Origin of the sequence: Thermomonas sp. LB-4 (genome assembly GCF_036409385.1) — a bacterium.
Classification (GTDB): domain Bacteria; phylum Pseudomonadota; class Gammaproteobacteria; order Xanthomonadales; family Xanthomonadaceae; genus Thermomonas.
This window is the reverse complement of record NZ_JAXOFT010000003.1, coordinates 65,137-89,093: the sequence shown is the minus strand read 5'-3', so window position 1 is coordinate 89,093 and position 23,957 is coordinate 65,137. Positions and strand designations below refer to the sequence as shown.

Annotated in this window: 22 protein-coding genes; 3 read left to right on the top strand and 19 right to left on the bottom strand. The window is 69.7% G+C overall.

The window, feature by feature from the left end; all coding sequences use genetic code 11:
- Nucleotides 1–6 precede the first annotated feature (6 nt).
- Nucleotides 7–705 (top strand): prepilin-type N-terminal cleavage/methylation domain-containing protein, encoded by a 699-nt coding sequence (locus tag SPK54_RS03680; RefSeq protein WP_330946575.1) that lies wholly within the window; start codon nt 7–9, stop codon nt 703–705.
- Nucleotides 706–720: 15 nt separating this feature from the next.
- Here SPK54_RS03680 and SPK54_RS03675 read toward each other — a convergent pair whose 3' ends face one another.
- The 13 genes from SPK54_RS03675 to SPK54_RS03615 form a co-directional block, all read right to left on the bottom strand.
- Complete coding sequence (locus SPK54_RS03675) at nt 721–1,893, bottom strand: FHA domain-containing protein (RefSeq protein ID WP_330946574.1); 1,173 nt, start codon at nt 1,891–1,893, stop codon at nt 721–723.
- Between the two features lie 149 nt (nt 1,894–2,042).
- Nucleotides 2,043–3,362, bottom strand: a complete 1,320-nt coding sequence (locus SPK54_RS03670; protein WP_330946573.1) for a dicarboxylate/amino acid:cation symporter — start codon at nt 3,360–3,362, stop codon at nt 2,043–2,045.
- Nucleotides 3,363–3,392: 30 nt separating this feature from the next.
- The gene (locus SPK54_RS03665; protein WP_330946572.1) at nt 3,393–5,057 is read right to left on the bottom strand and encodes a BatD family protein; all 1,665 of its coding nucleotides are present in this window, start codon (nt 5,055–5,057) and stop codon (nt 3,393–3,395) included.
- Nucleotides 5,054–6,931: a VWA domain-containing protein gene (locus SPK54_RS03660; RefSeq protein WP_330946571.1), complete on the bottom strand. Its 1,878-nt coding sequence runs from the start codon at nt 6,929–6,931 to the stop codon at nt 5,054–5,056. The genes SPK54_RS03665 and SPK54_RS03660 overlap by 4 nt, the downstream gene beginning before the upstream one ends.
- Complete coding sequence (locus SPK54_RS03655; protein ID WP_330946570.1) at nt 6,928–7,950, bottom strand: VWA domain-containing protein; 1,023 nt, start codon at nt 7,948–7,950, stop codon at nt 6,928–6,930. The genes SPK54_RS03660 and SPK54_RS03655 overlap by 4 nt, the downstream gene beginning before the upstream one ends.
- Nucleotides 7,947–8,405, bottom strand: a complete 459-nt coding sequence (locus SPK54_RS03650; RefSeq protein WP_330946766.1) for a DUF4381 domain-containing protein — start codon at nt 8,403–8,405, stop codon at nt 7,947–7,949. The genes SPK54_RS03655 and SPK54_RS03650 overlap by 4 nt, the downstream gene beginning before the upstream one ends.
- 2 nt (nt 8,406–8,407) lie before the next feature.
- Complete coding sequence (locus SPK54_RS03645; RefSeq protein ID WP_330946569.1) at nt 8,408–9,352, bottom strand: DUF58 domain-containing protein; 945 nt, start codon at nt 9,350–9,352, stop codon at nt 8,408–8,410.
- A gap of 27 nt (nt 9,353–9,379) precedes the next feature.
- The gene (locus SPK54_RS03640; protein WP_330946568.1) at nt 9,380–10,372 is read right to left on the bottom strand and encodes a MoxR family ATPase; all 993 of its coding nucleotides are present in this window, start codon (nt 10,370–10,372) and stop codon (nt 9,380–9,382) included.
- Between the two features lie 167 nt (nt 10,373–10,539).
- Nucleotides 10,540–12,645 (bottom strand): AMIN domain-containing protein, encoded by a 2,106-nt coding sequence (locus SPK54_RS03635; RefSeq protein ID WP_330946567.1) that lies wholly within the window; start codon nt 12,643–12,645, stop codon nt 10,540–10,542.
- Between the two features lie 16 nt (nt 12,646–12,661).
- On the bottom strand, nt 12,662–13,192 hold the full coding sequence (locus SPK54_RS03630; protein WP_190280138.1) for a pilus assembly protein PilP: 531 nt from the start codon (nt 13,190–13,192) through the stop codon (nt 12,662–12,664).
- Nucleotides 13,189–13,866 carry a type 4a pilus biogenesis protein PilO gene (gene pilO / locus SPK54_RS03625; RefSeq protein ID WP_330946566.1) on the bottom strand — a complete coding sequence of 226 codons (678 nt, stop codon included), beginning with the start codon at nt 13,864–13,866 and terminating at the stop codon, nt 13,189–13,191. Before pilO ends, SPK54_RS03630 begins: the two co-directional genes overlap by 4 nt.
- On the bottom strand, nt 13,863–14,480 hold the full coding sequence (locus SPK54_RS03620; RefSeq protein ID WP_190280136.1) for a PilN domain-containing protein: 618 nt from the start codon (nt 14,478–14,480) through the stop codon (nt 13,863–13,865). Before SPK54_RS03620 ends, pilO begins: the two co-directional genes overlap by 4 nt.
- On the bottom strand, nt 14,480–15,538 hold the full coding sequence (locus SPK54_RS03615) for a pilus assembly protein PilM (protein ID WP_190280135.1): 1,059 nt from the start codon (nt 15,536–15,538) through the stop codon (nt 14,480–14,482). The genes SPK54_RS03620 and SPK54_RS03615 overlap by 1 nt, the downstream gene beginning before the upstream one ends.
- 240 nt (nt 15,539–15,778) lie before the next feature.
- Between SPK54_RS03615 and SPK54_RS03610 the strand changes: the two genes are divergently transcribed.
- Together SPK54_RS03610 and SPK54_RS03605 are read left to right on the top strand one after the other, a co-directional pair.
- Nucleotides 15,779–18,277 (top strand): penicillin-binding protein 1A, encoded by a 2,499-nt coding sequence (locus SPK54_RS03610; protein WP_330946565.1) that lies wholly within the window; start codon nt 15,779–15,781, stop codon nt 18,275–18,277.
- A gap of 75 nt (nt 18,278–18,352) precedes the next feature.
- A complete protein-coding gene (locus SPK54_RS03605) occupies nt 18,353–19,015 on the top strand; it encodes a hypothetical protein (protein WP_330946564.1) in 663 nt (220 codons plus the stop codon).
- A 131-nt stretch (nt 19,016–19,146) separates the two neighbouring features.
- Here the strand turns inward: SPK54_RS03605 and SPK54_RS03600 are convergent, their stop codons facing one another.
- From SPK54_RS03600 to SPK54_RS03575, 6 genes are all read right to left on the bottom strand, one after another.
- Nucleotides 19,147–20,436 carry a citrate synthase gene (locus tag SPK54_RS03600; RefSeq protein ID WP_330946563.1) on the bottom strand — a complete coding sequence of 430 codons (1,290 nt, stop codon included), beginning with the start codon at nt 20,434–20,436 and terminating at the stop codon, nt 19,147–19,149.
- Between the two features lie 191 nt (nt 20,437–20,627).
- Nucleotides 20,628–20,870 carry a type B 50S ribosomal protein L31 gene (locus SPK54_RS03595; RefSeq protein ID WP_330946562.1) on the bottom strand — a complete coding sequence of 81 codons (243 nt, stop codon included), beginning with the start codon at nt 20,868–20,870 and terminating at the stop codon, nt 20,628–20,630.
- A 100-nt stretch (nt 20,871–20,970) separates the two neighbouring features.
- Nucleotides 20,971–21,909, bottom strand: coding sequence for a nucleoside hydrolase (locus SPK54_RS03590; RefSeq protein WP_330946561.1), 939 nt, complete (start codon nt 21,907–21,909; stop codon nt 20,971–20,973).
- 30 nt (nt 21,910–21,939) lie between these two features.
- Nucleotides 21,940–23,070 (bottom strand): FAD-dependent oxidoreductase, encoded by a 1,131-nt coding sequence (locus SPK54_RS03585; RefSeq protein WP_330946560.1) that lies wholly within the window; start codon nt 23,068–23,070, stop codon nt 21,940–21,942.
- Between the two features lie 9 nt (nt 23,071–23,079).
- Nucleotides 23,080–23,598, bottom strand: coding sequence for a protein tyrosine phosphatase family protein (locus tag SPK54_RS03580; RefSeq protein ID WP_330946559.1), 519 nt, complete (start codon nt 23,596–23,598; stop codon nt 23,080–23,082).
- Nucleotides 23,595–23,954, bottom strand: a complete 360-nt coding sequence (locus SPK54_RS03575) for a carboxymuconolactone decarboxylase family protein (protein ID WP_190280127.1) — start codon at nt 23,952–23,954, stop codon at nt 23,595–23,597. Before SPK54_RS03575 ends, SPK54_RS03580 begins: the two co-directional genes overlap by 4 nt.
- Between the last annotated feature and the right edge of the window lie 3 nt (nt 23,955–23,957).

The following is a 23,957-nucleotide window of genomic DNA, read 5'->3' as shown; positions in this document are numbered from 1 at the left end:
ACACCCATGCCACAGCAATCGTCCTCCATCCCGTCGCACCGCAGCCGCGGCTTCACGCTGATCGAAATGTCGGTGGTGCTGGTCATCATCGCCCTGATCGTGGGCGCCCTGACCGTCGGCCGCGACGTCTACCGCAGCGCCGCCGCCGAACGCCTGAGCCACGACTTCGTGCAGGGCTGGATCCTCACCTACGACCAGTTCGTGGCCGGGGTCGGGGTAGTGCCCGGCGACGACTTCGACAATCCCAGCGGACGGGTCAACAACGGTCTGAACAACTTCCTCTGCGACGACCCACTGCTGAATGCCATGCTTGCGCGCGGCGTGACCCTGCCGGCCGGCCGCGCCGAAGGCCAGCACGATCGCGCCGTCTACCAGGATGGACAGGGCCTGCCGCACGAAGTCCGCGCCTGCTTCGGGGCGGTGACGTGGTCGGAGCCGCATGGGAGCGTCGGCAACTATCAGAGCCTGCCGCGCAACGTGTTGCGGCTGCAGGGCCTGACCCCGGAATTAGCCACCCTGCTCGACGCCAAGATCGACGGCCGGGTGGATGCACGCCACGGCAGTTTCCGCGAAGCCGGCCAGCAAGCCTCGGGCACCGCCACCGGCGCGCCGTGGAGCCGGCAATCCGACGAAACCATGAACGGGTTCGCGAACAAGGATGGCCAGGTTGCCGAGGTAATCGGTTACCTGCGCATGAGCCGCTGATCCCGCGCCGCGGCCTCAATCGACCGCGGCGAAATCGCAGCCGAAGCACAGCTCGATCTCGCCGAGGATGATGCGGTCGCCGTCGCCGAGGGCGGCTTCCTGCACCATGGCCCCGTTGACCCGGGTGCCGTTGGTCGATCCGAGGTCGCAGACGTGGAACCCGGCATCGTCCCGCCAGACCACGCAGTGCCGGCGCGACACGGTGTCATGCGGGACGTACAGGCTGCTCTCGCGGGAACGACCGATCACCACCGGCGCATCCGAGATCACGATGCGCCGGCCGGACTCGTTGCCCGCCGTCACCTGCAGCCAACCGCTTGCGGCCGTGGCCACGCCACCGATCAACAGGGTCTCCACCGCACCGTCTTCCTTCCTGGCGGCGCGCGGCAGCAGCGACGCGACACCGGCGCCGGCCGCCGCGCGCTGCCGGCGGCCATCGGCCTCGATTCGCATGCGCAATGCCTGGGTCTGCGCCTCCGGCGCCGTGTCCAGCTCGGCGCGCAGTTCGGTTTCCAGCTGCGCGTACTGCTCCAGCGCCAGCGCGTGCATCCCACACTCCGCCAACAGCAGCATCAGCCGGCGCCGATACTCCTCGTTCCAGCCATCCAGCACGACCAACCGGCGCGCACTGTCGATCGCCTGCGGCAGGCGACCGATCGCCTGCTGGGCGGAGCACAGCCGAACCAGCGCCTGTTCGGTCAGCGCCGCCAGGCGCTGCCGCGTGCCCACCAGCCAGTGCCCGTAGTCGACGCAGTTCGGTAGCAGGAATCCGGTGAGGAACGCCCCACCAAACTGTCCGGCCTTCCGTTCAATCGCCAGGATCGCCGCTTCGTCCGGTGCCGACGGTAGCCCGGCGGTTTCTTCCAGCAACTGCAGGTCCATCTCGAAGCTGCAGCAGTCGCGCGACGGCAGGCTGATGCAGTCGCGGGTGATGTCCAGCATATTGCCGTGCGCGCAATCCAGGGCATGGCCGAGATCGGACAGGACCTGGCGCAGGTTGGTTCGCGCGGCAACCGGGGGTAGCGTCGGCCACAACAGCTGCGCGATCTTCTCGCGCGAATGCAACTGGCCGCGTTCGACTGCCAGATAGGCGAGCAACGCCCAGCCTTTTCGGTAGTGGATTTCCGCGCTGATGTCGCGCCGGTTGCGCCACAGTCGGCGCTCGCCCAGCAGCTGCAGGCTCAACATTGCATCGCCTCCCCTCCCCACACCCATTCCCGCCGCACTATTCGACGCATGTGCGAACCAGCGCGGCAAGCCTTGCCATGGCCGCCCGTACCTCCATCAGCGCACGCCCCCGCTCATCTCCACCCTCTCCATTGCAACCCGGCGGAGTTTCACGCCATCGAGGACTCCGCCTCGTCTTCGGCCGCTTCACCCTTCGAAACCACCGCCGCCAGCATCAGGTCGCCGGTGACGTTCAGGGTGGTGCGGCACATGTCGAGGAACCGGTCCACGCCGAGGATCAGGCCGATGCCTTCCGGCGGCACGCCGACCATCCCGCAGATCAGCGCCACCACCGGCAGCGAACCGGCCGGCACGCCCGCGGTGCCGATGCCGCCCAGGATGCAGACGAACATCACCGTCACCTGCTGCTGCAGGCTGAGGTCGACGCCGAAGAACTGCGCCAGGAACAGCACCGTCACGCCTTCGAACAGCGCGGTGCCGTTCTGGTTGGCGGTCGCGCCTACGGTCAGCACGAAGCGCGACACCTTGCGCGGCAGGCGCAGCTTCTCTTCCGCCACCTGCAGCGCCACTGGCAGGGTGGCATTGCTGGAGGCGGTGGAGAACGCCATCACCATCGCTTCCTGCGAGCCGCGGAAGAACTTCAGCGGCGACCAGCCGCCGAGGAACTTCAGCATCAGCGAATACACCACCAGCATGTGCAGCAGCAGCGCCAGCACCACCACGCCGACGTAGGCGCCCAGCGAGCGCAGCAGGTCCCAGCCGAACAGCGCGGCCAGGTTGAACATGAAGCAGAACACCGCATACGGCGCCAGCCGGATCACCAGCCCGATCAAGGTCATCGACACTTCGAACAGGCCCTGGATGCCCTGCAGCAGTACATCGGTGGCCTTGCTGCGAGTCAGCACCAGGCCGATGCCCAGCATCAGCGCGAAGAACATCACCGCGAGGATGGTGTTCTCGGCCGCAGCCTTGACCACGTTGTCGGGAACGATGCCCAGCAGCAGGTCCAAGCCCTTGGCCTGCGTGCCCACGCCACCGACGATGGCCTGCGCGCGGTCGGCGCCCTGCGCCAGCATCGCGTCCGCGGCGGCACGGTCGATGCCGGCGCCCGGCTGCAGCCAGTTGACCAGCACCAGCCCCAGCACCACCGCCAGCCCGGAGGCGATCACGGTGTAGCCCAGCGTCTTCCAGCCCACCCGCCCCAGCGAACGCACGTCGCCCATCTCGGCCACGCCCATGATCAGCGCCGAGAACAGCAGCGGGATGATCAGCATGAAGATCAGCCGCAGGAACAGCGTGCCGGCCGGCTGGGTGATGTTGGCGGTCAACCACTGCACCCAGCCTGCATCCGCGCCTGACGCGTAGTGCGCCACCAGCCCCAGCGAGAGGCCGGCGATGAAGCCGATCAGCATCTTCCAGTGCAGCTGCAGTTTGCCGGTTGCCGCTTTCGCCATCGTGTGGTCCCCCATCGAGCGGTCGAGCTTAACAAACGCGCCGGCTCAGTCCGGATACAGCGGCGGAAGCAGGGATGACGCGCTCCGCTTCGCCGGCCGCCAGCGCGCACCGCCCGCAAACGCGGCGCGCAGCCCCTGCAGTGCGGCCTGCTGGTCGCCGCCGCCCCAGCGCGCGGCCTGCACCCAACGCAATGCCTGTACCTGCGCGGGATCTTCCAGCCGCGCCAGCAGCGTGTCGAAGTCGTCGCGCTGCAACCCGGCCTGCGCAGCCAGTGCGCGCCGGATGTCCCCGAAGTCGCCCGAGCGCAGCGCGGCCTCGAGTGACGGCGGCGACGCGGCGGCAGGCGCACGCGATGGCTGCGAGGTGCCCGCCTGGAGGCGCGCGCGCCGGCGCCGGGCGGCGATCACCGCAAGCGCCACCAGCAGCAACAGCAGCGGCGGCAGCAACCAGACCGAAGCGCGCTTCCAATCCAACCACCGCGGTGGCATGACCGCCGTACTCGGCACCGCGTCCTTGCGCGCATCCGCGGCCGCGCCAGCCTCGGCCGGCGCGGGTGGCGCTTCCGCACCGCCGACGTTGGCACCCGCCGCCACCTGCAGCTGCAGCGGCGGCAACGTGGCAAGACGCGCAGTGCCGCTGCCTGCATCCCACCAGCGGATCCGCGGCCCCGGCACCGCCAGCGGGCCCGGCTTGGATGGCACCAGCGAAAACCGCCGCCGCACGGTGGTGCGCGGACGGCCGTCGACGAACTGCACCTCCATCCGTGGCGGCTCCGCGAACACCTGCGCATCCGCCACCGCGCCGAGTTCCAGCGCCGGCACCTGCCCGGCCGTGGCGCCGTCGGCCAGCATCTCCAGTTCGATCTCCGCCGCCTGTCCGGCGAACGCCTGGGTCGGCGCCTGCAGGTAGCGCAGCGCCAGCCGATGCAACGGCAGCCACGGCTGCGGCGCATTGGCGGGGATTGGCTGCACCTGCAGCCGGGTGTCCGGTGCCGCCGCCGACAGCGGCTGACGGTCGTCTTCGAACAACGGGCCGCTGAATCCGCCGCCGGTAATGCCGTTCAGGCGCGCACCCGCCAGCAGCAGCGGGCCGCTGCGCTCGGGGATCAGCAGGAAGCGGCGCTCCACCACGCTGTAGCGGCGCCCGCCCAGCATCCGCTCGTAGGTGATGTCCTCGCCCACCCGCTGCAGGCTGGCGCGCGCCGGCGGCTCCAGCTCCAGCTGGCCCGACAGCAGCGGAACCGCGTAGTTCAGCCGCACGGTCACGCCCACCGCCTGCTGCACATAGGGCTGCAGCGCGTCGACGCTGGTTTCCACGAATACGTCGGCATTCGCGCTGGCCGGCTGCACCGCAGGCTCCAGCACCACCAGCCGCAGCGGCGCGGTGCTGGCGTTGCCGACCCGCAGCGCCGGCACGCTGGCCAGGCCGGGCGCCCGCGGGCGCAGGCCGACCGAGAACACCGACGTGCGCCGCGCCTGCCCGTTGACCAGCGCATAGCTGCGCCGCACGCTTTGGCCACCGATCTCGAACTGCGCGCGCAGCGGGGCGTAATCGATTTCCGCCACCGGCTGGTCGGTGGCGATGTTCAGCGCCACGGTTTCGCCGTAGGTGATTTCAGCGCGATCCAGCCACGCCCGCGTCTGCGCGGACGCCGGCAGCCAGGCCAGCGCCAGCAGGAGCAGCAGCGCGCGGAGGAACATCCTGCTCATGGCCCGCCGCCTTCGCGCCGGCGCCGCGCTTCCAGCTGGAAACGCGCGCGCAGCAGCGCGCCCGGGTCATCCGGCACCCGCTGCAGCCACGCCTCGTTGGCCAGCCGGCGCTCGCGCTGCTCCGGCGTTTCCCGCGCGGGCGCGGACGCTTCGCCCTGCGGTTTGCCGCGCTGGCCCTGCTGCTTGCGCAGCGCCTCCTGCATGCGCTGGCGCTGCGCCGCATCGGCCTGCGCCTGCTCGCGCCCGTCCTGCTGCGCATCGGGCGACGGCTGTCCGCCCGGCGATTGCTGCGCGCCCTGCTGCCCGGGTTGCCGCTCCTGTCGGCCGCCGGGCGATGCGGGTTGCCCTGCGCCTTGTTGACCGTTCTGCTGCTTCTGGTCTTGCTGTTGCTTTTGATCTTGCTGTTGCTTTTGATCTTGCTGTTGCTGTTGCTGTTGCTGTTGCTGTTGCTGTTGCTGTTGCTGTTGATCTTGCTGTTGCTGTTGATCTTGCTGCTGCTGTTGATCTTGCTGCTGCTGTTGATCTTGCTGCTGCTGTTGATTTTGCTGTTGCTGTTGTTGCCGGCGTGCCGCTTCCACCTGGGCGCGGTTGTAGCGCGCATCGGGCATGTCGAGCTGCTGGCGCAGCGCGCGGTCGTAGGCGGCCAGCGCTTCGTCGTAACGGCCGGCCTGGGCCAGCGCATTGCCCAGGTTGTACTGGGCGTCGGCGCCGGTGAGGCCGGAGAATTTCTCGATCGCGCGCGGGTAATCCTTCGCCCGGTACGCGGCGATGCCTTCCTGCAGCCGCTCGTACGCCAGCTGGTCGGCGCGCTGCCACAGCGCGCCGCCGCGGCTGCCCGCGTCCTGCGCGCTGGCGGGCGGTGGCGGCAGCCACAGCGCGGCGGCCAGCAGCAGCGCCAGCGCGCTGCCGCGACGGAACAGCGGCAGGAAGCAGGCCAGCGCCAGCGGCAGCAGCCATGCGCCATCGTCCTGCCATTGCAGCACGCTGGCACCGCGCGCGGTGGCGCCCTCCGCCTGCCGCGGCTCCAGCACGCCCAGCGCGCGCAGATCGGCATCGTCCGCTGCCAGGGCGCGATAGCCGCCGCCACCGCTGGCCGCCAGCGCGCGCAGCGACGGTGCGTCCAGCCGCGCCTGCGCCAGCCCGCCGGGGGCTTCGAACACGCCGCCCTGCGCCGTGCCGAGTCCGAGCGCCGACACCCGATAGCCGGCGGCCGCGGCCTTGGCCGCCATCGCGATGGCCGCAGCGTCCGCATGATCGGTCAGCAGCAGGATGTCGCCGCGGGGAAAACCGGCCTGCTGCAGCAGGCGCTGCGACCACGCGATGGCGCGATCCACGCGCTGGCCGTCGGCCGGCATCACGTCCGGCGCCAGCGCATCGAGGAACAGGGCGACGTTGGCGGCATCGTCGGTCAGCGGGGCGACGGTGTAGGCGTCGTCGGCGAACGCCACCAGCGCCACCTGCCCGCCGGCGCGCTCGCGCAGCAGGGTGGCGAGCTTGGCGCGCGCCTGCGCCAGCCGGGTCGGCGGCAGGTCGCGCGCCAGCGCGGCGCGGGAAAGATCCAGCGCCACCACCAGCGGCTGCCGGCTCTGCCACAGCGGCTGCGCCTGCTTGCGGAAACTGGGCCCCGCCAGCGCCAGCAGCGCCAGCACCAGTCCCAGAAGCGCCAACCGCCGCGCCCATGCGCCGCCCGTCGCCGCTGCGCCAGGCTCCAGCAGGTGCGGCAGCAGGTGCGCGTCCACCGCATCGCGCCAGCCGGAACGCCGGCGCGCGCGCGCGCGCAGGCGCCAGGCCAGCAGCGGCACCAGCAGCAGCGCCAGCAACCACCACGGCCGCAGGAAATGCAGTTGCGCCAGCTCGGCCCAAGTCGTGCTCATGCCGCGCGCCTCCGCGCCAGCAACACCAGCCCGCCCAGGCCCAGCGCCAGGCCCAGCGGCAGCGGGTAGCGTTCGATGCGCGGCCGCACCACCTGTCCGGCCCGCTGCACCGGCTCCAGCCGGTCGATCTCGGCGTAGATGCCGGCCAGTTCATCTACCGCGCGGGCGCGGAAGAACCGGCCGCCGGTCAGTTCGGCGATCTTTGCGAGGCCGGCTTCGTCGACCTCGTCGCCACCGCCCAGCGGCAGCTGGAAGCCGAACACCGATACCGCGGCGCCAGCGCCGCCGAATGCGATGGCGTGGATGCGCACGCCGGCATCGCGGGCGATCTGCGCGGCCCGCTCCGGTTCCAGCAGGCCGGCGGTGTTGACCCCGTCGGTCAGCAGGATGAGCACCCGATCGCGTGCCGGCGCATTGGCATCGCGCTGCTGCAACCGCTTGGTGGCCAGCGCGATCGCATCGCCCAGCGCGGTGGCGCGGCCGGCGAGGCCCACCACGGTGCCGTCGAGCTGCTGGCGCACACTCTGGCGATCCAGCGTCAGCGGCGTCAGCGCATAGGCGCGATCGCCGAACACGATCAGGCCGACGCGATCACCCGCGCGACGGTCGAGGAAGTCGGCCAACACCGCTTTCGCCGCGGTGAGGCGATCGACGATGCGTCCGCCCAGCTCCATGTCCTCCTCGCCCATGCTGGCCGACAGGTCCACCGCCAGCATCAGCTCGCGCCCGGCCTGCGGTGGCGCCACCGGCGGGCCCAGCTGCTGCGGCCGCGCGGCGGCCACGCACAGCAGGCACCACGCCAGCCACCGCAGCCACGGGAACCCGCGCGCTTGTGGGCGGCCACTGCCGCCTTCGGCCACGTCGCGCAGGCGCCGACGCCAGGGCACCCGCAGCGCGGCCTCGCCGTCGCCGGCACGCAAAGGCGGCAGCAGGGACAGCAGCCACGGCAGTGCGGCTGCCAGCAGCATCCACGGCCAGGCGAAGCCATCGATGGCCAGCAGTTCGCGCAGGGCCGTCATGCGCGGCGCATCCACTGCAGGTATCGCTTGCGCGCAACCACCCGCAGGGCCTCCACCGCCACCGGATCGACGGCGGGCCGGAACGCGCCATCCACCAGCAGCGCGCCCGGCCCGTGCAGGAATGCCGGCGGCTTCATCCCGGCATCGAGGAACGCCAGCCACGCCTCGCCCTGCAAGCGGTCCGCCCGCGGATCGATGCGCCGCGCCGCACGCCGAAGCAGTTCGGACATCGCCGCGACCTGCGCCGGCGGCGATGCCGTCCGCGCCAGCGTTTCGTCGAAATAGCGCGCCAGTTCGCGCCGACGGCGGTGCCGAAGCAGCCACCAGCGCCCCAGCCAGAGCGCAAGCAGCAGCGCGACGCCCAGCAGCAGCCACCAGCCCGGTGCGGGCGGCCACCAGTCCGGCGCGATGCCCGGATGCACGTCCTTCAGCTGCAGCGTCGGCGCGGGCTGCAGGTTCACATCGCCCTCCCCGCCGGGCCATCCAGCAGCGCCAGCCACGCATCGGTGGGATCGTCGCTGGACAGCGGCCGGGCGCGGATGCGCTGCCGCTGCAGCAGCGCCAGCGCCGCCTGCATCGGCGCATCGAAGGCCTGCTGCCAGCGCTGCCGGACCGCGGCCGCATCCAGCGCCAGCTCGAGCCGTTCCCCGCCCAGCGAGAACGGCAGGCGCGCGACCGGCGGACGCCGTTCCAGCGGATCGGTGAGCAACAGCACCACGGCGTCGTGATGCTGGCCGACGCCAGCCCAGAGCGGCACCGGCACCGCCAGCACGCTGGCGGGATCGGCCAGCACGATCACCCGGGAGCCCGGTCGCAGCAGGCGGCGCGCATGCTCGAGCGCCCTAGCCAGCCCGACATCGTCCTCCGGCGGCCGCGCATACCAGCGCACCAGCGCATCCAGCACGCGCAGCGCGCCGCGCTGGCCGGAAGCCGGCGCCACCGGCGCTTCCTGCGATGCGCCGCGCAGCGCGGCGATGCGGTCGCCGTCGCGCGCGGCCAGCCATGCGGCGAGCGCGCCTGCGCGGGCCGCCTGCACCGACTTGAAGCGCACGCGGGTGCCGAAATACAGCGCCGGCGCGGTATCCGCCACCACCAGCGTGAGCCGCTCGCGTTCAGCCTGGAACAGCTTGGTATGCGCCTTGCCGCTGCGCGCGGTCAGCCGCCAGTCGATGTGGCGGGCGTCGTCGCCGGCCGCGTATTCGCGCGACTCGGCGTATTCCATCCCGCGCCCGCGCAGAGTGGACAGTGCATGCCCCTGCACGCCGTGCTGCCCGCGCAGCGGCGGCCGCCGGCCCTGCGCCAGCGCACGCAGCGCCACCAGCTCGGAGAGGCTGGGCACCACGCCATCGCCCGCCCCCGGCCCCATGGGCGGTTGTGCGCCGGATAGCGGTGTCTGAGTCATGCAGTTGCCGATTCCCGGGCCGCGCGCTTACGGCAGCGGCACCAGCCGCAACAGCTCGCCTACCAGCCGCTCGCCGTCCCAACCTTCGGCGGTGGCCTCGAAGCTGGGCAGTACCCGATGCCGCAGCACATCGGGGGCGACCGCGCGCACGTCGTCGGGGGTGACGTAGTCGCGCCCGTCCAGCCACGCGCGCGCCCGCGCGCAGCGCTCCAGCGCGATCGACCCGCGCGGGCTGGCGCCCCAGGCGATGCGCCGGCCGAGCGCGGCGTCGTAGCGGGCGGGATCGCGCGACGCCAGCACCAGCTCGACCAGGTAGCGCTCCAGCGGCGGCGCCATGTGCAGGTCGAGCACGGCGCGACGTGCGGCAAATACGTCGGCCTGCGCGATGCGCGACGCCGGCGCGGTGGCCGGGCGCAGCGCATCCTTGGCCCGTTCGCGCGCCAACCGCAGGATCTCGGTCTCGGCATCGGCCTGCGGATAGCCGATCCGCACATGCATCAGGAACCGGTCCAGCTGCGCTTCCGGCAGCGGGAACGTCCCCTCCTGCTCGATGGGATTCTGCGTTGCCATCACCAGGAACAGCGATGGCAGCGGATAGGTCGCCCGCCCCACCGTCACCTGCCGCTCGCCCATCGCTTCCAGCAGCGCCGACTGCACCTTGGCCGGCGCGCGGTTGATCTCGTCCGCCAACAGGATGGAATGGAAGATCGGCCCGGGCTGGAATTCGAAACGGCCGTCCTGCGGCCGCCACACCTCGGTGCCGGTCAGGTCGGCGGGCAGCAGGTCCGGAGTGAACTGCACGCGCGCGAAGTCCGCCTCCAGCCGCGATGCCAGCGCACGGATCGCGGTGGTCTTGGCCAGCCCCGGCGCGCCTTCCACCAGCAGATGGCCATCCGCCAGCAGGGCGATGAGCAGGCGCTCGATCAGCGCGGCCTGGCCGACGATCTCCTCCGCCAGCGCGTCGCGCAGGCCGCGGAAGACGGCATGCAGGCGGGAAACTTCGGGTGCCGGGTTGTCCATCTCTGTCCCTCGGATGCAGACAGCTTCGACCTGTCTTGTCGACAAAGGTTCGCACGTGCGCGGCGCGCTGGTGAACAATCCGGCCTGCTCGATCGTGATGACGCGACGACAGAAAACGGAACGGGAGCCCTTCGGCTCCCGTTCCGGTCGTCGCAGACGGCTAGCGATCAGTGCTGGGCGACGCGCATGACCTTCGGCGTCACGAACACCAGCAGCTCGGCCTTGCTCTTGCTCCGGTTCTTGTTGCGGAACAGGTTGCCAAGCAGCGGGATGTCGCCGAGGAACGGGACCTTGGTGATTTCGGAGGTGTCGCTGAACTCGTAGACGCCGCCGATCACCACCGTCTGGCCGTCCTCGACCAGCACCGCGGTATTGACTTCGCGCTTGGCGATCTGCGGCACCTCGCCGAAGGAGCCCATGTTCACGAAGCCGTCCAGCTCGTCCTTCTTCACCGCCAGGTTGAGGAACACGCGGCCGTCGTTGGTGATGGTCGGCGTGACCTTCAGCTCCAGAAGCGCTTCCTTGAACGCCACGGTCGGGGTGAGCTGGCCGCCGGCGCCGGTCACGGTGAGGTAGCCGATCTCCTTGCCCTGCCGGATCACCGCTTCCTTCTGGTTGCTGGTGACGATGCGCGGGTTGGAAATCACTTCGCCACGACCCTGGGTCTGGATCGCCGACAGCTCGATGTCGAGCAGATAGCCCGCATTGAGGATCGACAGCGCCAAGGAACCTGCGTTCGCCCCGCTCAGGACCGCAGGGAGATTGCTCATCAGTCCGCGAGTGATGGTATTGGTCACCGTCTTCGCGGTTTCGAAGACTGGCGACGCCGGCGGTGTAGGAGCAGCAGTTGAGGCATCACCCTTCGCCTGCCAAGCCGAGTACTCGTTCTGGTACTTGATCGTATCGTTCTGATACTTGCTTAGCATTTGCGCGTTCGCCTGATTCACGCGCGCGATCTCGTTGCGGTTGGCAATGTCTGTTGCCACGATGGATTTGTTGTTCTCAGTGTTAGTACCGAGATCACCACTGAAGTAAGAGCTGTCCTTGTTCCCGCTGATGCCGAACTTGGCCCCCAGCTCGCGCGCCACGTTCTCGTTGGCGATCACGATGCGGGCCTCGATCACCACCTGGTCGACCGGCTTGTCGAGCTGCTGGACCAGGTCCTTGATGTTGGCCACCCGCTGCGGGATGTCGATCACCAGCAGGGTATTGGTGCGCTTGTCGAAGCTGATGCTGCCACGGCCGGACAGGAAGCCACGGTCCTGGGCGCTTTGGCCACCCTGCGAACCACCACCCTGCTGGTTGCCCTTGCTTTCTTCGGTCAGCAGGCGGGCGATGTCCTCGGCATTGGCGTAGTTGACCGGGATGTACTCGGTCACCTTCTCGGCGCGTTCCTCCAGGTTGATGCGGGCATCTTCCTTGGCCTGCTCGAAATCTGCGATTTCCTTCTGCGGGGCCACCCACACCACGTTGCCGCTGCGGCGCTTGTCCAGCGACTTGGCCTGCAGCACCAGGTCCAGCGCCTGGTCCCAGGGCACGTTGACCAGGCGCAGGGTGACGTTGCCCTGCACGGTGTCTGCGGCGACGATGTTGAGGTTGGACTCGTCCGCGATCAACTGCAGAACGGTGCGCACCGGCACGTCCTGGAAGTTGAACGTGACCGGCTTGCCGCCATAGCGCACTGCACTGGCGCTGCCGGCAGCGCCGCTGGCGGTGGCTCCGACGGCGGGCATCCGGCTCTCCGCCTTCGCCACCGCAGGTGCGGCCGCACGCGGCAGGATTTCCACGATGTATTCATTTCCGCGCTGGTAGGCCATGGACTCGAACGTGCCCGTGGTCCCCAGCACCAGCTGGGCGCCATTGCTGGTCGCACGCGCATCGATCCGCTGCACCGGGGTGGCGAAATCGGTCACGTTGATCGGGCGCTGCAGTGCCGCCGGCAGCTGCGCATTGCCGATATCGACGACCACGCTGGAGCCCATGTTGCGCAGGTCGGGCGCAGCGCCGTCGCCGGAGAAGCGCAGGATCAGCTTGCCTGCTCCCCCGTCGCCGCGCTTGAAATCGATCGCGGAGACAGTGACTGCTTCCGCGGTGCGCTTGGCGGGATCCGCCATGGCGCCGGTCGCGGACTGGCCCATCCCCACCAGCACGGGGCTGGCGGGCGAAGCGGCCGCGCCGGCTGCGTAAAGGCCTGCCGCGAGGCCGGCCGCAAGTGCCCGGAGGGGCAAGGGACGCCGGACGATCTGCGTTTGCTTGGCGTTGGTGACGGTCATCGGTGTATTCCCCAAATCAATTGTCTTCGAGCGCCAGCTTGGCGGGACGTTCCAGCCATCCGCCTGCGCCATCCGGAACCAGTTCGACCAGTTCGATCCGGTCTTCGTAGACGCCGGTCACCCGGCCGTCGCTTTGCCCCAGGTAGGCCCCCGGGCTTACCCGGTAGGTCACCTTGTCCGGGGCCATCACCAGCGCCACCAGGTTCTTGCCGCCTCCCAGCGAGCCAACCATTTTCAGGCTGTCGAGGGCGAACATTTCCAGCGTCTGCTTGCGCCGGCCCGGATCCGGCCGCGGGCCGCTACCGGCACCGTCTCCGCTGAAGGCCTGGTCGAACGGATCGCGCATGTTCTGCGCGGTGTATTCAAAGGTCTCGAACTGCTGCATGACCGGCAGCGGCGGCAACGCCGGGGCCGGCTTGGCCTTCACCTCGGCCACCCATTTCTCCAGGTCGCCGCGGCCACTGCCACATGCGGCCAGCAGTCCGCACAGCAACAACACCAATGCAAGGCGGGAGACGCGACGAAGCGATGTCAGGCGCATGGTCACTTGCCCTCCTTCTTGGCGGCGTCAGCGGCCGGCTCGGATTGCGCCGCTTCGTCCTCGTCCAGGTAGCGGTAGGTCTTGACCGTACCGGCCAGCTCCAGGGCGCTGTTGGCACCGATGCGGGCGTTCGGGTTGTCCTTGGTCTTCTTGGGCTGCAGCGAGATGTCGTGCATGGTCATGATGACCACGCGCGGCAGCGACGCCACGCCGCTGACAAAGGCGCCGAACTGGTGGTAGCTGCCCACCATCCGCAGCATGATCGGCTTCTCGGCGTAGAACTCCTGCTTCGCCTCCGGACCAGGCTGGAACAGGTCATTCTGGATGCCGGTGGCCAGTGCGGTCTGCGAGATGTCCACGATCAGGTCGGGCATTTCGGTCTTGCTGGGCAGCTGCCGCAGCATCTGCTGCAACTGCTGCTCCATCTGCGCCAGCTGCTGCTTGAGCGGCTCCAGGTTGGCGGCGCGCCCCTGCTTGGTTTCGAACTCGGTACGCAGCTCGGTTTCCTGGGCCTCGAGGCCCTTGAGCTCGTCACGCTTGCCACTGACCACCAGGAACCACGCCAACACCACCAGCAGCAGCACGATCAGGCCGCAGAAACCGAGCTGCGCTTCGCGCGGCCAGTTGCCGATGTTGTTGAGTTCCAGTTCGCGAAGATTAACCTTCTTCTTGTTGTTCACGACGCGGCTCCTCCAGCAGCAGGCGCAGACGCCGCCGGCACGACCGGCGCGGTCTCGCTGTCCTTGGCCGCGTTCGGGTTGGCGAGCTTGACCTTGAGGTTGAACTCGTAGGGCAGGCCGGCATTGCCTTCCTTGGCCTCGATCACGTTGAGGTCGGGGTTGGTCATCCAGCCCGAGCTCTCGAGGTTGCGCATGTACGTGGAAACCCGCGCATTCGACTGCGAACGACCGCTCAGGGTGAGGATGTCACCTTCCTGCTTGATCGCGGTCAGCGCCACCCCGTCGGGGATGGTGCGGACCAGCGAATCGAACAGGTGCACCATCTGCGCCCGGTTGGCCTGCAGTTGCTCGATCACTTCCTTGCGTGCCAGCAGCTTCGCCTGCTTCTTGTCGAGCGCCTCGATCTCCTTGATCTGGCCATCGACCTTGCTGATCTCCCCGCGCAGGTATTCGTTGCGGGCGGTCTGGCTGGAGATGCGGCCGCTATAGAAGCTGACGATCAGGAACGACAGCAGGATGCCGGCGAGGACCGCCAGCCCGAGCATGCCGGCGAACTCCTTCTGCCGGGCCTTGCGGCGCTCCTCGCGCCATGGGAGGAGGTTGATCCGTGCCATCAGTCGAAACTCCTCAGTGCCAGGCCGCAGGCGATCATCAACGCCGGTGCGTCCTGCGCCAGGGCATGCGCCTGCACGCGCGGGCCCAGCGTCATCTGCGCCAGGGGGTTGGCCATCACGCTCGGGATGCCGAGCTGCTCTTCCACCATCGCGGCGATGCCGGGGATGGAGGCGCAGCCACCCGCCAGCACCACCTGGTCGACGCGGTTGAACTCGCTGCCGGCGTAGAAGAACTGCAGCAGGCGGCTGACCTGCTGGACCATGGCTTCCTTGAACGGATCGAGCACCTCGATCTCGTAGCTTTCCGGCAGCCCGCCCTGGCGCTTGGCCAGGCCAGCTTCCTCGTAGCTCAGGCTGTAGCGGCGCATGACCTCATCGGTCAGCTGCTTGCCGCCGAACACGTTCTCGCGGGTGTAGATGCTGCGGCCACCGCGCAGGACATTGAGGGTGGTCATGGTGGCACCGACGTCGACCAGCGCCACCAGCCCATCACGCGGCACGTTCAGCGTAGGTGCCATCAGCGCGAAGGCGTTCTCGATGCAGAAGGCCTCGACGTCGATGACCTTGGCGGCCAAACCGCCCAGTTCCAGCGCCGAGGCGCGGATCTCGACGTTCTCGGAGCGCGAGGCCGCCAACAGCACCTGCACCATCTCGGCATTGCCGGGCATCGGCCCCAGCACCTCGAAATCGAGATTCACTTCCTCGACCGGGTACGGGATGTAGTTGACCGCTTCGAGCTCGATCTGCGATTCCAGCTCGTCCTCGCTGAGCGCAGCGGGCATCGGGATCACCTTGGTGATCACCGAGGAGCCGGACACCGCAGCGGCGGCGTTCTTGACCCGGGTGCCCGAGCGCGCCACGGCGCGGCGGATCGCCTCGCCCACGGCCTCGACCTCGACCAGATTCTTCTCGACCACGGCATTCGGCGGCAGCGGCTCCACCGCGTAGTGCTCCACGCGGTAACGGTCGCCGGTGCGCGCAAGCTGCAACAGCTTGACCGCGGTCGAACTGATGTCCACGCCGATCAACGGCGGTTGCGCTTTCGTCCCCAGACCCACGGTATCTCCCCTTGCCACAGGCGCTTACGCGCAACAGGTGCTGTGCTACATGAATAACGGACTTTTCACGACAAGGCAACCGGTTTCAACCGACGCACCGGCCGCGCACGCCCCATTTCGCCCTGTCCGGTCTCCATTTACGCATGCGCGAAGGGAAACCGGCCACCCCCGTGGGCCGGTCGTTGCCGGCGCCTACTCTATACTCCGCAGCCCCGTTTGCTGCAATCGGAATCTGCGCCCATGCCCCGCATCCCCCGCCTGTTGCGCTGGATCCTGCTCGGCGCGGCCGCCGCCTGCCTGGCCGGCGGCGTGGCGCTCGGCATCATGGTCTACGCGGTCAGCGCACGGCTGCCGGACGTGCAGAGCCTGCGCTCGATCGAGCTGCAGGAGCCGATGTACGTCTATGCCCGCGACGGCCGCCTGATCGGGCTGTTCGGTGAAATGCGGCGCTACCCGGTGGAGATCGGGAAGGTCCCGCCGCGGGTCAAGCAGGCCTTCCTGGCCGCCGAGGACGCCAATTTCTACGACCACCACGGCATCGACGTGAAGGGCGTGCTGCGCGCGCTCTGGCTGCTGGCCAAGACCGGCGGCCGGGAGCGGGTGGCCGGCGGTTCCACCATCACCCAGCAGGTGGCCAAGCAGTTCTTCCTGAGCTCCGAATACAGCTTCCGCCGCAAGTTTGCCGAGATGCTGCTGGCGATGAAGATGGAGCGGGAGCTGGACAAGGACGAGATCTTCGAGCTGTACCTCAACAAGAGCTTCTTCGGCAACCGCGCCTACGGCGTGGCGGCGGCCGCCGAGTTCTACTACGGCAAGACCCTGGACCAGCTCAGCCTGGACGAGGCCGCCACCCTGGCCGGCATCCCCAAGTTCCCGTCCAGCGGCAACCCGATCAGCAACCCCGAGCGCGCCCGCATCCGCCGCGACAATTACATTCTCCCGCGCATGGCCGAGCTGGGCTTCGTCAGTCGCGCCGACGCCGACGCCGCGCGCCGGGCGCCCATGCACGCCAAGCCGCACGAGCGCGAGATCGAAGTGTACGCGCCCTATGTCGCCGAGATGGTGCGCCAGCAGATGGTGGAACGCTTCGGCGGCGACGTCCTGACCAAGGGCTACCACGTCACCACCACCATCGACCCGGTGCTGCAGGCCGCCGCCGACCGCGCGGTGGTGGAGGGGCTGCGCGTGTACGACCACCGCCACGGCTGGCGCAAGCCCGACCAGGCCGTGCAGATCCCGGAAGGGGCGGACGCCGCCGCCATCGGCCGCCTGCTGCGCGCCATCCCGGCGCAGAACGACCTGCTGCCGGCGGTGGTGACCGACAACGCCGGTGGCCGGCTGGCGGTAGTGCTGCGCGACGGCAGCGAGCTGGCGTTGAGCGGCAGCGCCATCGCCTGGACCGGCAAGCCGGCCGCCGCGCTGGCCAAGCGCGGCGACGTGGTGCGCGTGCGCCGGCTGCCCGCGCCCGCCGACAAGCCCGAGGCGCCGGCGCGCTGGGAGATCGACCAGATTCCGCGGGCACAGGTGGCGCTGGTGTCGCTGGACGCCGACAACGGCGCCCTGCGCGCGCTGGTGGGCGGCTACAGCTTCGCCGGCAACAAGTTCAACCGCGCCACCCAGGCGCGTCGCCAGCCCGGCTCCAGCTTCAAACCCTTCCTCTATGCGGCGGCATTCGAGCGCGGCTTCAACCCCGCTTCGATCGTGCTGGACGCTCCGGTGGTGTTCAAGGACCGCCGCGGCAAGGAATGGCGGCCGCAGAACGACAGCGGCAACTTCGCCGGCCCGATGCGGGTCCGCGAGGCGCTGGTGCAGTCGCGCAACCTGGTGTCGGTGCGGCTGCTGGACACCATCGGCGTGGAATATGCGCGCCGCTACATCAGCCATTTCGGCTTCGACGAGGCCAGCCTGCCGCCCAACCTGTCGATGTCGCTGGGCACCGCTTCGCTGACCCCGCTGTCGGTGGCGCGCGGCTACAGCGCCTTCGCCAACGGCGGCTTCCTGGTCACGCCGTGGGTGATCGACAACGTGCGCGACCGCGACGGCAAGGAGGTCTTCAAGGAGGCCGCGCCGGTCGCCTGCCCGTCCTGCGCGGGCGCCACCCCTCCCGGTCAGGCCGTTGCCGTGCCGTCCAGCGCGCGGGTGGACGGCTTTGATCTGGGCCCTGCCGGCACCGCCGCGCCTGCGGCAGCCGCAGGCAAACCCGCACAACCCGCTGCCGCGCCGCAGCCGATCGATCCGAACGTGGTGGCCGCCCCGCGCGCCATCGACCCGCGCGTCGCCTGGCAGCTTGCTTCGATGATGCGCGACGTGGTCAAGCGCGGCACCGCCACCGCCGCGCGGGTGCTGAACCGCGAGGACGTGGGCGGCAAGACCGGTTCCACCAACGACCACCGCGACGCCTGGTTCTCCGGCTTCGGCGGCCCCTACGTCACCACCGTCTGGGTGGGCCGCGACGACTTCCGCTCGCTGGGCTACCGCGAATACGGCGGCAAGGCCGCGCTGCCGATCTGGATCAGCTACATGCAGGCGGCCCTGAAGGACCAGCCCGAGCGGCTGCCCGATCCGCCGGCCGGCATGGTCAAGGTCAGCGTCAGCCCCGGTGGCCGGCTGCTACCCGGCGGCGACGGCGGCATCGTGGAATGGGTCAAGGCCGAAGACCTGCAGCGGATGGAGGAAGAGTCGCTGGTCGAGCCCGAGATCGAGGCGCAGCCGGCGGAGGAATCCTTCGACATCTTCTGAGGCCGCCCACCTTCGTCACGGACAACGCCGCGCCAGCTCGGGTAGAGTCGGCGCAGGTCGCCGCGAGGAACCGCGATGCCGGACAGCCGCCAGCACGTTCATGCGCACCAGCACGCGCAGGCGCGCACCCGCGAGCGCCGGCAGCGCCTGGCCCACGAAGCCGCAAGGCTGATGGCCGAAGGCGGCATCCGCGACTTCCAGCTGGCGAAGCGCAAGGCCGCGCAGCGGCTGGGCATCCATGACGACGCCTCGCTGCCGCGCAACCGCGAGATCGAGGAGGCGCTTCGCGAATACCAGCGGCTGTTCCTGGGCGATCGACAGGTGGCCGAGGTGCGCCGACGCCGCGAGGCCGCGCTGCGCGCGCTGGAGTTCTTCGCCGCGTTCGAACCGCGCCTGGTCGGCCCGGTGCTGGACGGCACCGCCGACGCCCATTCGCCGGTCGCCCTGCACCTGCACAGCGACGACCCCGACGCGGTGCCGCGCTGGCTGGACGAACATGGCATCCCCGCGCAGGCGCGCAGCCGCCGCCTGCGGCTGGATCGCACGCGCGAGCTGGATGCGCCCGGCTGGCTTTTCGGCGCGGAAGACCTGGCGTTCGATGCCACCGTGCTGCCACTGGACGGACTGCGCCAGGCGCCGCTGTCGAGCATCGACGAGAAGCCGATGCGGCGCGCCTCGGCCGCGCAATTGCGGACCCTGCTGGCCGAAGACGAAGCTCCCGGCGAGGCGGCGCGCTGACCCGCAGCCCCTACACCCTGCCGCAGAGGAGTTGCTGCCTCGCCGCCACCCCTCCCGCCCCTCTCGACGCTGCACGCCACAGACGGAAACGCCCCGCAATGCGGGGCGTCCGTGGCCACGCGGCGGCAGGCTCAGCGCTTGCCCAGATCCACGTAGTCGCGCTTGCCGGCGCCGGTGTAGATCTGGCGCGGACGGCCGATGCGGTTTTCCGGATCTTCCTGCTGCTCCAACCAGTGGCTGACCCAGCCGGCGGTGCGGGCGATGGCGAACATCACCGTGAACATCTCCACCGGGATGCCCAGCGCCTTGTAGATGAGGCCGCTGTAGAAATCGACGTTCGGGTAGAGCTTGCGCTGCACGAAGTAGTCGTCCTTCAGCGCCGCTTCCTCCAGACGCACCGCCACTTCCAGCAGCGGGTCGTTGACGTTGAGCGCGCCCAGCACGTCGTGGGTCATCTTGCGCACCAGCGCCGCGCGCGGGTCGTAGTTCTTGTAGACGCGGTGGCCGAAGCCCATCAGGCGGAAGCCGGATTCCTTGTCCTTGGCCTTGTCGACCGCGGACTTCACGTTTTCCGGCCTGCCGATCTCGGCCAGCATCTTCAGCACCGCCTCATTGGCGCCGCCGTGCGCCGGGCCCCACAGCGCGGCCACGCCGGCGGCGACGCTGACGTAGGGGTTGGCACCGGTGGAACCGACCAGGCGGACGGTGGAGGTCGACGCGTTCTGCTCGTGGTCGGCGTGCAGGATGAACAGCAGGTCCATCGCCTTGGCGGCGACCGGGTTCAGCTCCAGCGGCTCGCTCGGCACTTCCTTCATCATGTGCAGGAAGCGGGTGGTGAAATCGAGGTTGTTGCGCGGGTAGCGGATCGGCCAGCCGATCGAATAGCGGTAGCAGGCCGCCGCTATGGTCGGCACCTTGGCGATCAGGCGGATCGCGGCCAGGCGGCGCTGCTCCGGATCGTCGAGGTCGAGGTCGTTGTGGTAGAAGCTGGCCAGCGAGCCCAGCATGCCGGTCAGCATCGCCATCGGGTGCGCGTCGTGGCGGAAGCCGTACAGGAAGGTGCGGAACGCCTCGTGCATCATCGTGTGGTGGGTGACTTCGTGCTCGAAGCCGTCCAGCTGCTGGGCGTTGGGCAGTTCGCCGTGCATCAGCAGGTAGGCCACCTCGGTGAAGGTGGAGTGTTCGGCCAGCTGCTCGATCGGATAGCCGCGGTACAGCAGCACGCCGGCGTCGCCGTCGATGTAGGTGATGGCCGACTTGCAGCTGGCGGTGGCGCCGAAGCCCGGATCGTAGGTGAAGCAGCCGGTTTCCTTGGGCAGCTTCGCGATGTCCACGCAGGGCTGGCCCAGGGTGGGCTTCAGCACGGGCATGGCGACCGTCTTGTCGCCTGCGGTCAGGGTGATCTGGTCAAGTTCGGACACGGCGCAACTCCATTGGGGGTGCCCGGCACGCGGCCGCTCGGGGCCATGCGCCAGCGCATGGGAAAGCGGAATTATCGCATATGCGGCCAGACCGGCACCCCGGACGAAAGTCGCAGCCGCCTGACCCGGATCAACCAAAACGAAACGGCCGCCCAAGGGGCGGCCGTCTGGGTGACACGCTGCGCGGGCGCTTACTTCTGGTAGCGCTTGCGGAACTTGTCCACGCGGCCGCTGGTGTCGATCACCTTGTTCTGGCCGGTGTAGAAGGGGTGCGAGGACGACGAGACTTCCACCTTGATCAGCGGGTACTCGTTGCCGTCTTCCCACTTCACCGTCTCCTTGCTGGAGAGGGTCGAGCGGGTCAGGATCTTGAAGTCCGAGGTCACGTCCTGGAAGACGACGTCGCGGTATTCGGGATGGATGCCGGCTTTCATGATGGAAACTCTGGGAAGTGGAACGGGAGAAAGAGCCGCGCATTATAGCGACCCCCGCATTCCCGGCGCAACCGGGGCCCGGGAGCCACCCTGCCCCGGCTCAGCAAGCGGCCAGGGCGCGCTCGATCATGGCCTCGAACCGGGCCTGGTCGTAGCGCATCAGGATGGCCACGTTGTCGGCCGCGCCGGTCTGCCGGTTCCAGTCCACGATGGTGGCGCCGCGGGCGTGCTGGCCGGCGGTTTCCACCGCCAGCGGACGCGCCAGCAGCTCCAGCGCGCCCTCCGGCTGCAGCGCCAATGCCATCGCCAGCGCGTCGGCGGCGTGCCAGCGCTCGCCGCGGCCGGCCCTGGCCCAGGCGCGGGTGTGCGCGGAGATGCCGGCATAGAACCGCGCCCGCGGCGAATCGGCGGCCAGCCAGCGCTCCGCGTCGTCATGGCGGAAACCGTGCGCCAGCACCGCCTCCCAGTCGGCCAGCTCGACCGTCGGGAAGGCCGAGAACACGATGTGCGCCGCCTCCGGGTCGAAGGCGATGTTGAACTCCGCGGCCGGGGTGATGTTGCCATGGGCGGTGACCGCGGCCCCCATCACCACGCAGCGGGCCACCCGCGACGGCAGCGTGGGATCCAGCTTCAGCGCCAGCGCGAGGTTGGTCAGCGGGCCCAGCGCGACCAGCAGCAGCTTGCCCGCGTGCTCATGCGACAGCCGCAGGATGGCCAGCGCGGCGTGTTCGCTTTCGGCGGCGCGCGAGGAACGCGCGTAGCCGGTGTCGCCGAAGCCGTCGCGGCCGTGCACGTAGGCGGCGTCGCGGGCCGGGAACACCAGCGGCGCGTCGGCGCCGGCAAATACCGGCACATCCACGCCACACACCTCGCACAGCTTGAGCGCGTTGGCGACGGTATGGCCCAGGCCGACGTTGCCGGCGGCGATGGTCAGGCCGACCACGTGATGGCGCGGATCATCGAAGGCCATCAGCAGGGCCAGCGCGTCGTCCACGCCGGGGTCGGTATCGATGAGTAGCGGGATGCGGTCTGCGGTCATCCCCGCATTATGCCGGCAAGCGGCAGCGACTCAGCGGTAGCGGCGCAGGTAGCGCTTCTCGAACGCGGCCTTGGCCCAATGCATCATGCGCAGCGGCGGCAACGCCCGCCCGCCGCTGCCCTTGCGGGTCACCAGCAGGCCACGATCCAGTGTATCGACGATGCACACCAGTTCGGCGGTGAATGCCTCCTCCGCCGGCTCGCCGCGGAGGGTGCGCAGCAGGTTGCGTGCGGCCACCTCGGCCTGCAGGTCGGCCTGGTGCGCCTGCTTGGGCAGCCAGTCCGGACCGGGGAAGCTGCCGCCGTCGCCGGCGACGAAGGTGCAGTCGAAACCGGGCACGCGGCACTGCGCGTCACCCTGCACGAAGCCACCGGGCGAGCGTGGCAGCGTGGTGTCGTCGAGCCACGCCTGGCCGGTCAGCCCCGGCATGAACAGGGTCATGGCGCTGTCGATGCGGGTGCGCTCCAGCTGCACCGCGTCGGCTTCGAAGCGCTGCGGCTTCTCGCCCAGTACGGTGTCGATGCCGCGCCTGCGCATCTCGCCCAGGATCAAGCCGACGGCCTTGTCGCCCAGCCGCTGGCCCGGCTTTTCCGACGGGCTGAAGAACACCAGCCGGAAGCGCTCCCGCCGCCGCTGTTTCTGCAGCAGGGTCTCGATGCCGAACGTGAACTCGAACACCGGCCCGCCGCGCATGGCGATGGGTTCGTTCGGGTTGCTGCCGAAGCCGAAGCACAGCGTGCCGCCCTCCAGCGCGGCAAGGCGGTCGCGGATCGCCTCGCCAGCGTCCACGCCTTCGCAGGGAATGATGGCGTGCTCGATGCCGGGCAGCTTGCGGATGAAGCGGGCACCGGTGGCGATGACCAGGCCGTCGTTGGGGATGTCGCCGGCCTCGGTGTGCAGGATGCGCCCGTCCGCCGACAGCCCGGTGGCGTGCGCGCGATGGAAGCTGATGCGCTCACGGCGCAGGAATTCGTCCAACGGCACCACCAGGTCGGCGCGGCTGCGCAGGCCGGAGGGGATCCAGATGGTGCCCGGCAGGTAATGCAGTTCGGCGCGCGGCGCCACCAGGGTCAGTGAGGCGTCGGGTGCGTGCCTGCGCAGCGTGCGCAGCGCGGTCAGGCCGGCGAAGCCCGCGCCGACGACGGTGATGCGTGCGCCCATGCCGCCTCCTTACTCCTGGATCCCCAGTGCCTGCCGGAGCCTGCCTTCCAGCCCGGTGACGCCACCGGACTTGCCGATGTCCAGCGCCCGCTGCGCAGCCACGCCGTCGCCCTCGCGCTGCTCCAGCGCCAGCAGCGCACCGGCGCGGTTGCCGCTGGCGCAATGCACCAGCACGCCGCCCCCGTGGGCCGGCGCAAGCGCCTCGTGGAGGGCGCGCGCATTGGCCGGATTGATGCCTTCGGCGCCGCTGACCGGGATTTCGACATAGCGCAGGCCGGCCGCGCGGACTTCGGCAGCCTCGTCGCGGTCCTTGAGCTCGCCCGGTGCGCGCAGGTTGACCACGGTACGCACGCCGCGCGCCTTGATTGCCGCCCAGTCGCTGGCTGCCGGCTGGCCCGCGGTGTACAGCCCCGGCAGCGGCTGCAGCAGCGCCACCGAGGTCGCCGCTGGCGGCGCATGCGCGCAGCCGGTCGCCAGCGCAACCGCCAGCAGCAGTGCAGGCCACACGATTCGCCGCAGCATGCTCATGCCTGCGCCTCCTGCGAAGGGGCAAGTTCGTCGAAGGCGCGCAGCGCTTCCGCCGCGTAGATCATCGACGGGCCGGCGCCCATGTAGATCGCCATCGACAGGGTTTCGAGGATTTCTTCGCGGGTCGCGCCGGCCTTGATCGCGGCCTTGGCGTGGAAGCCGATGCAGCCGTCGCAACGCGTGGCGATGGCAATCCCGATCGCGATCAGCTCCTTGGTCTTCACGTCCAGCGCGCCGGGCTTGAGCGCTTCGCGGGCCAATGCGGAGAAGCCCCGCATCGGATCCGGGGCACCCTCGCGCAGCTTGCCGATGGCGGCATTGAGGTCGTCGATCAGCTCGGGATAGGACTGGCTCACGGA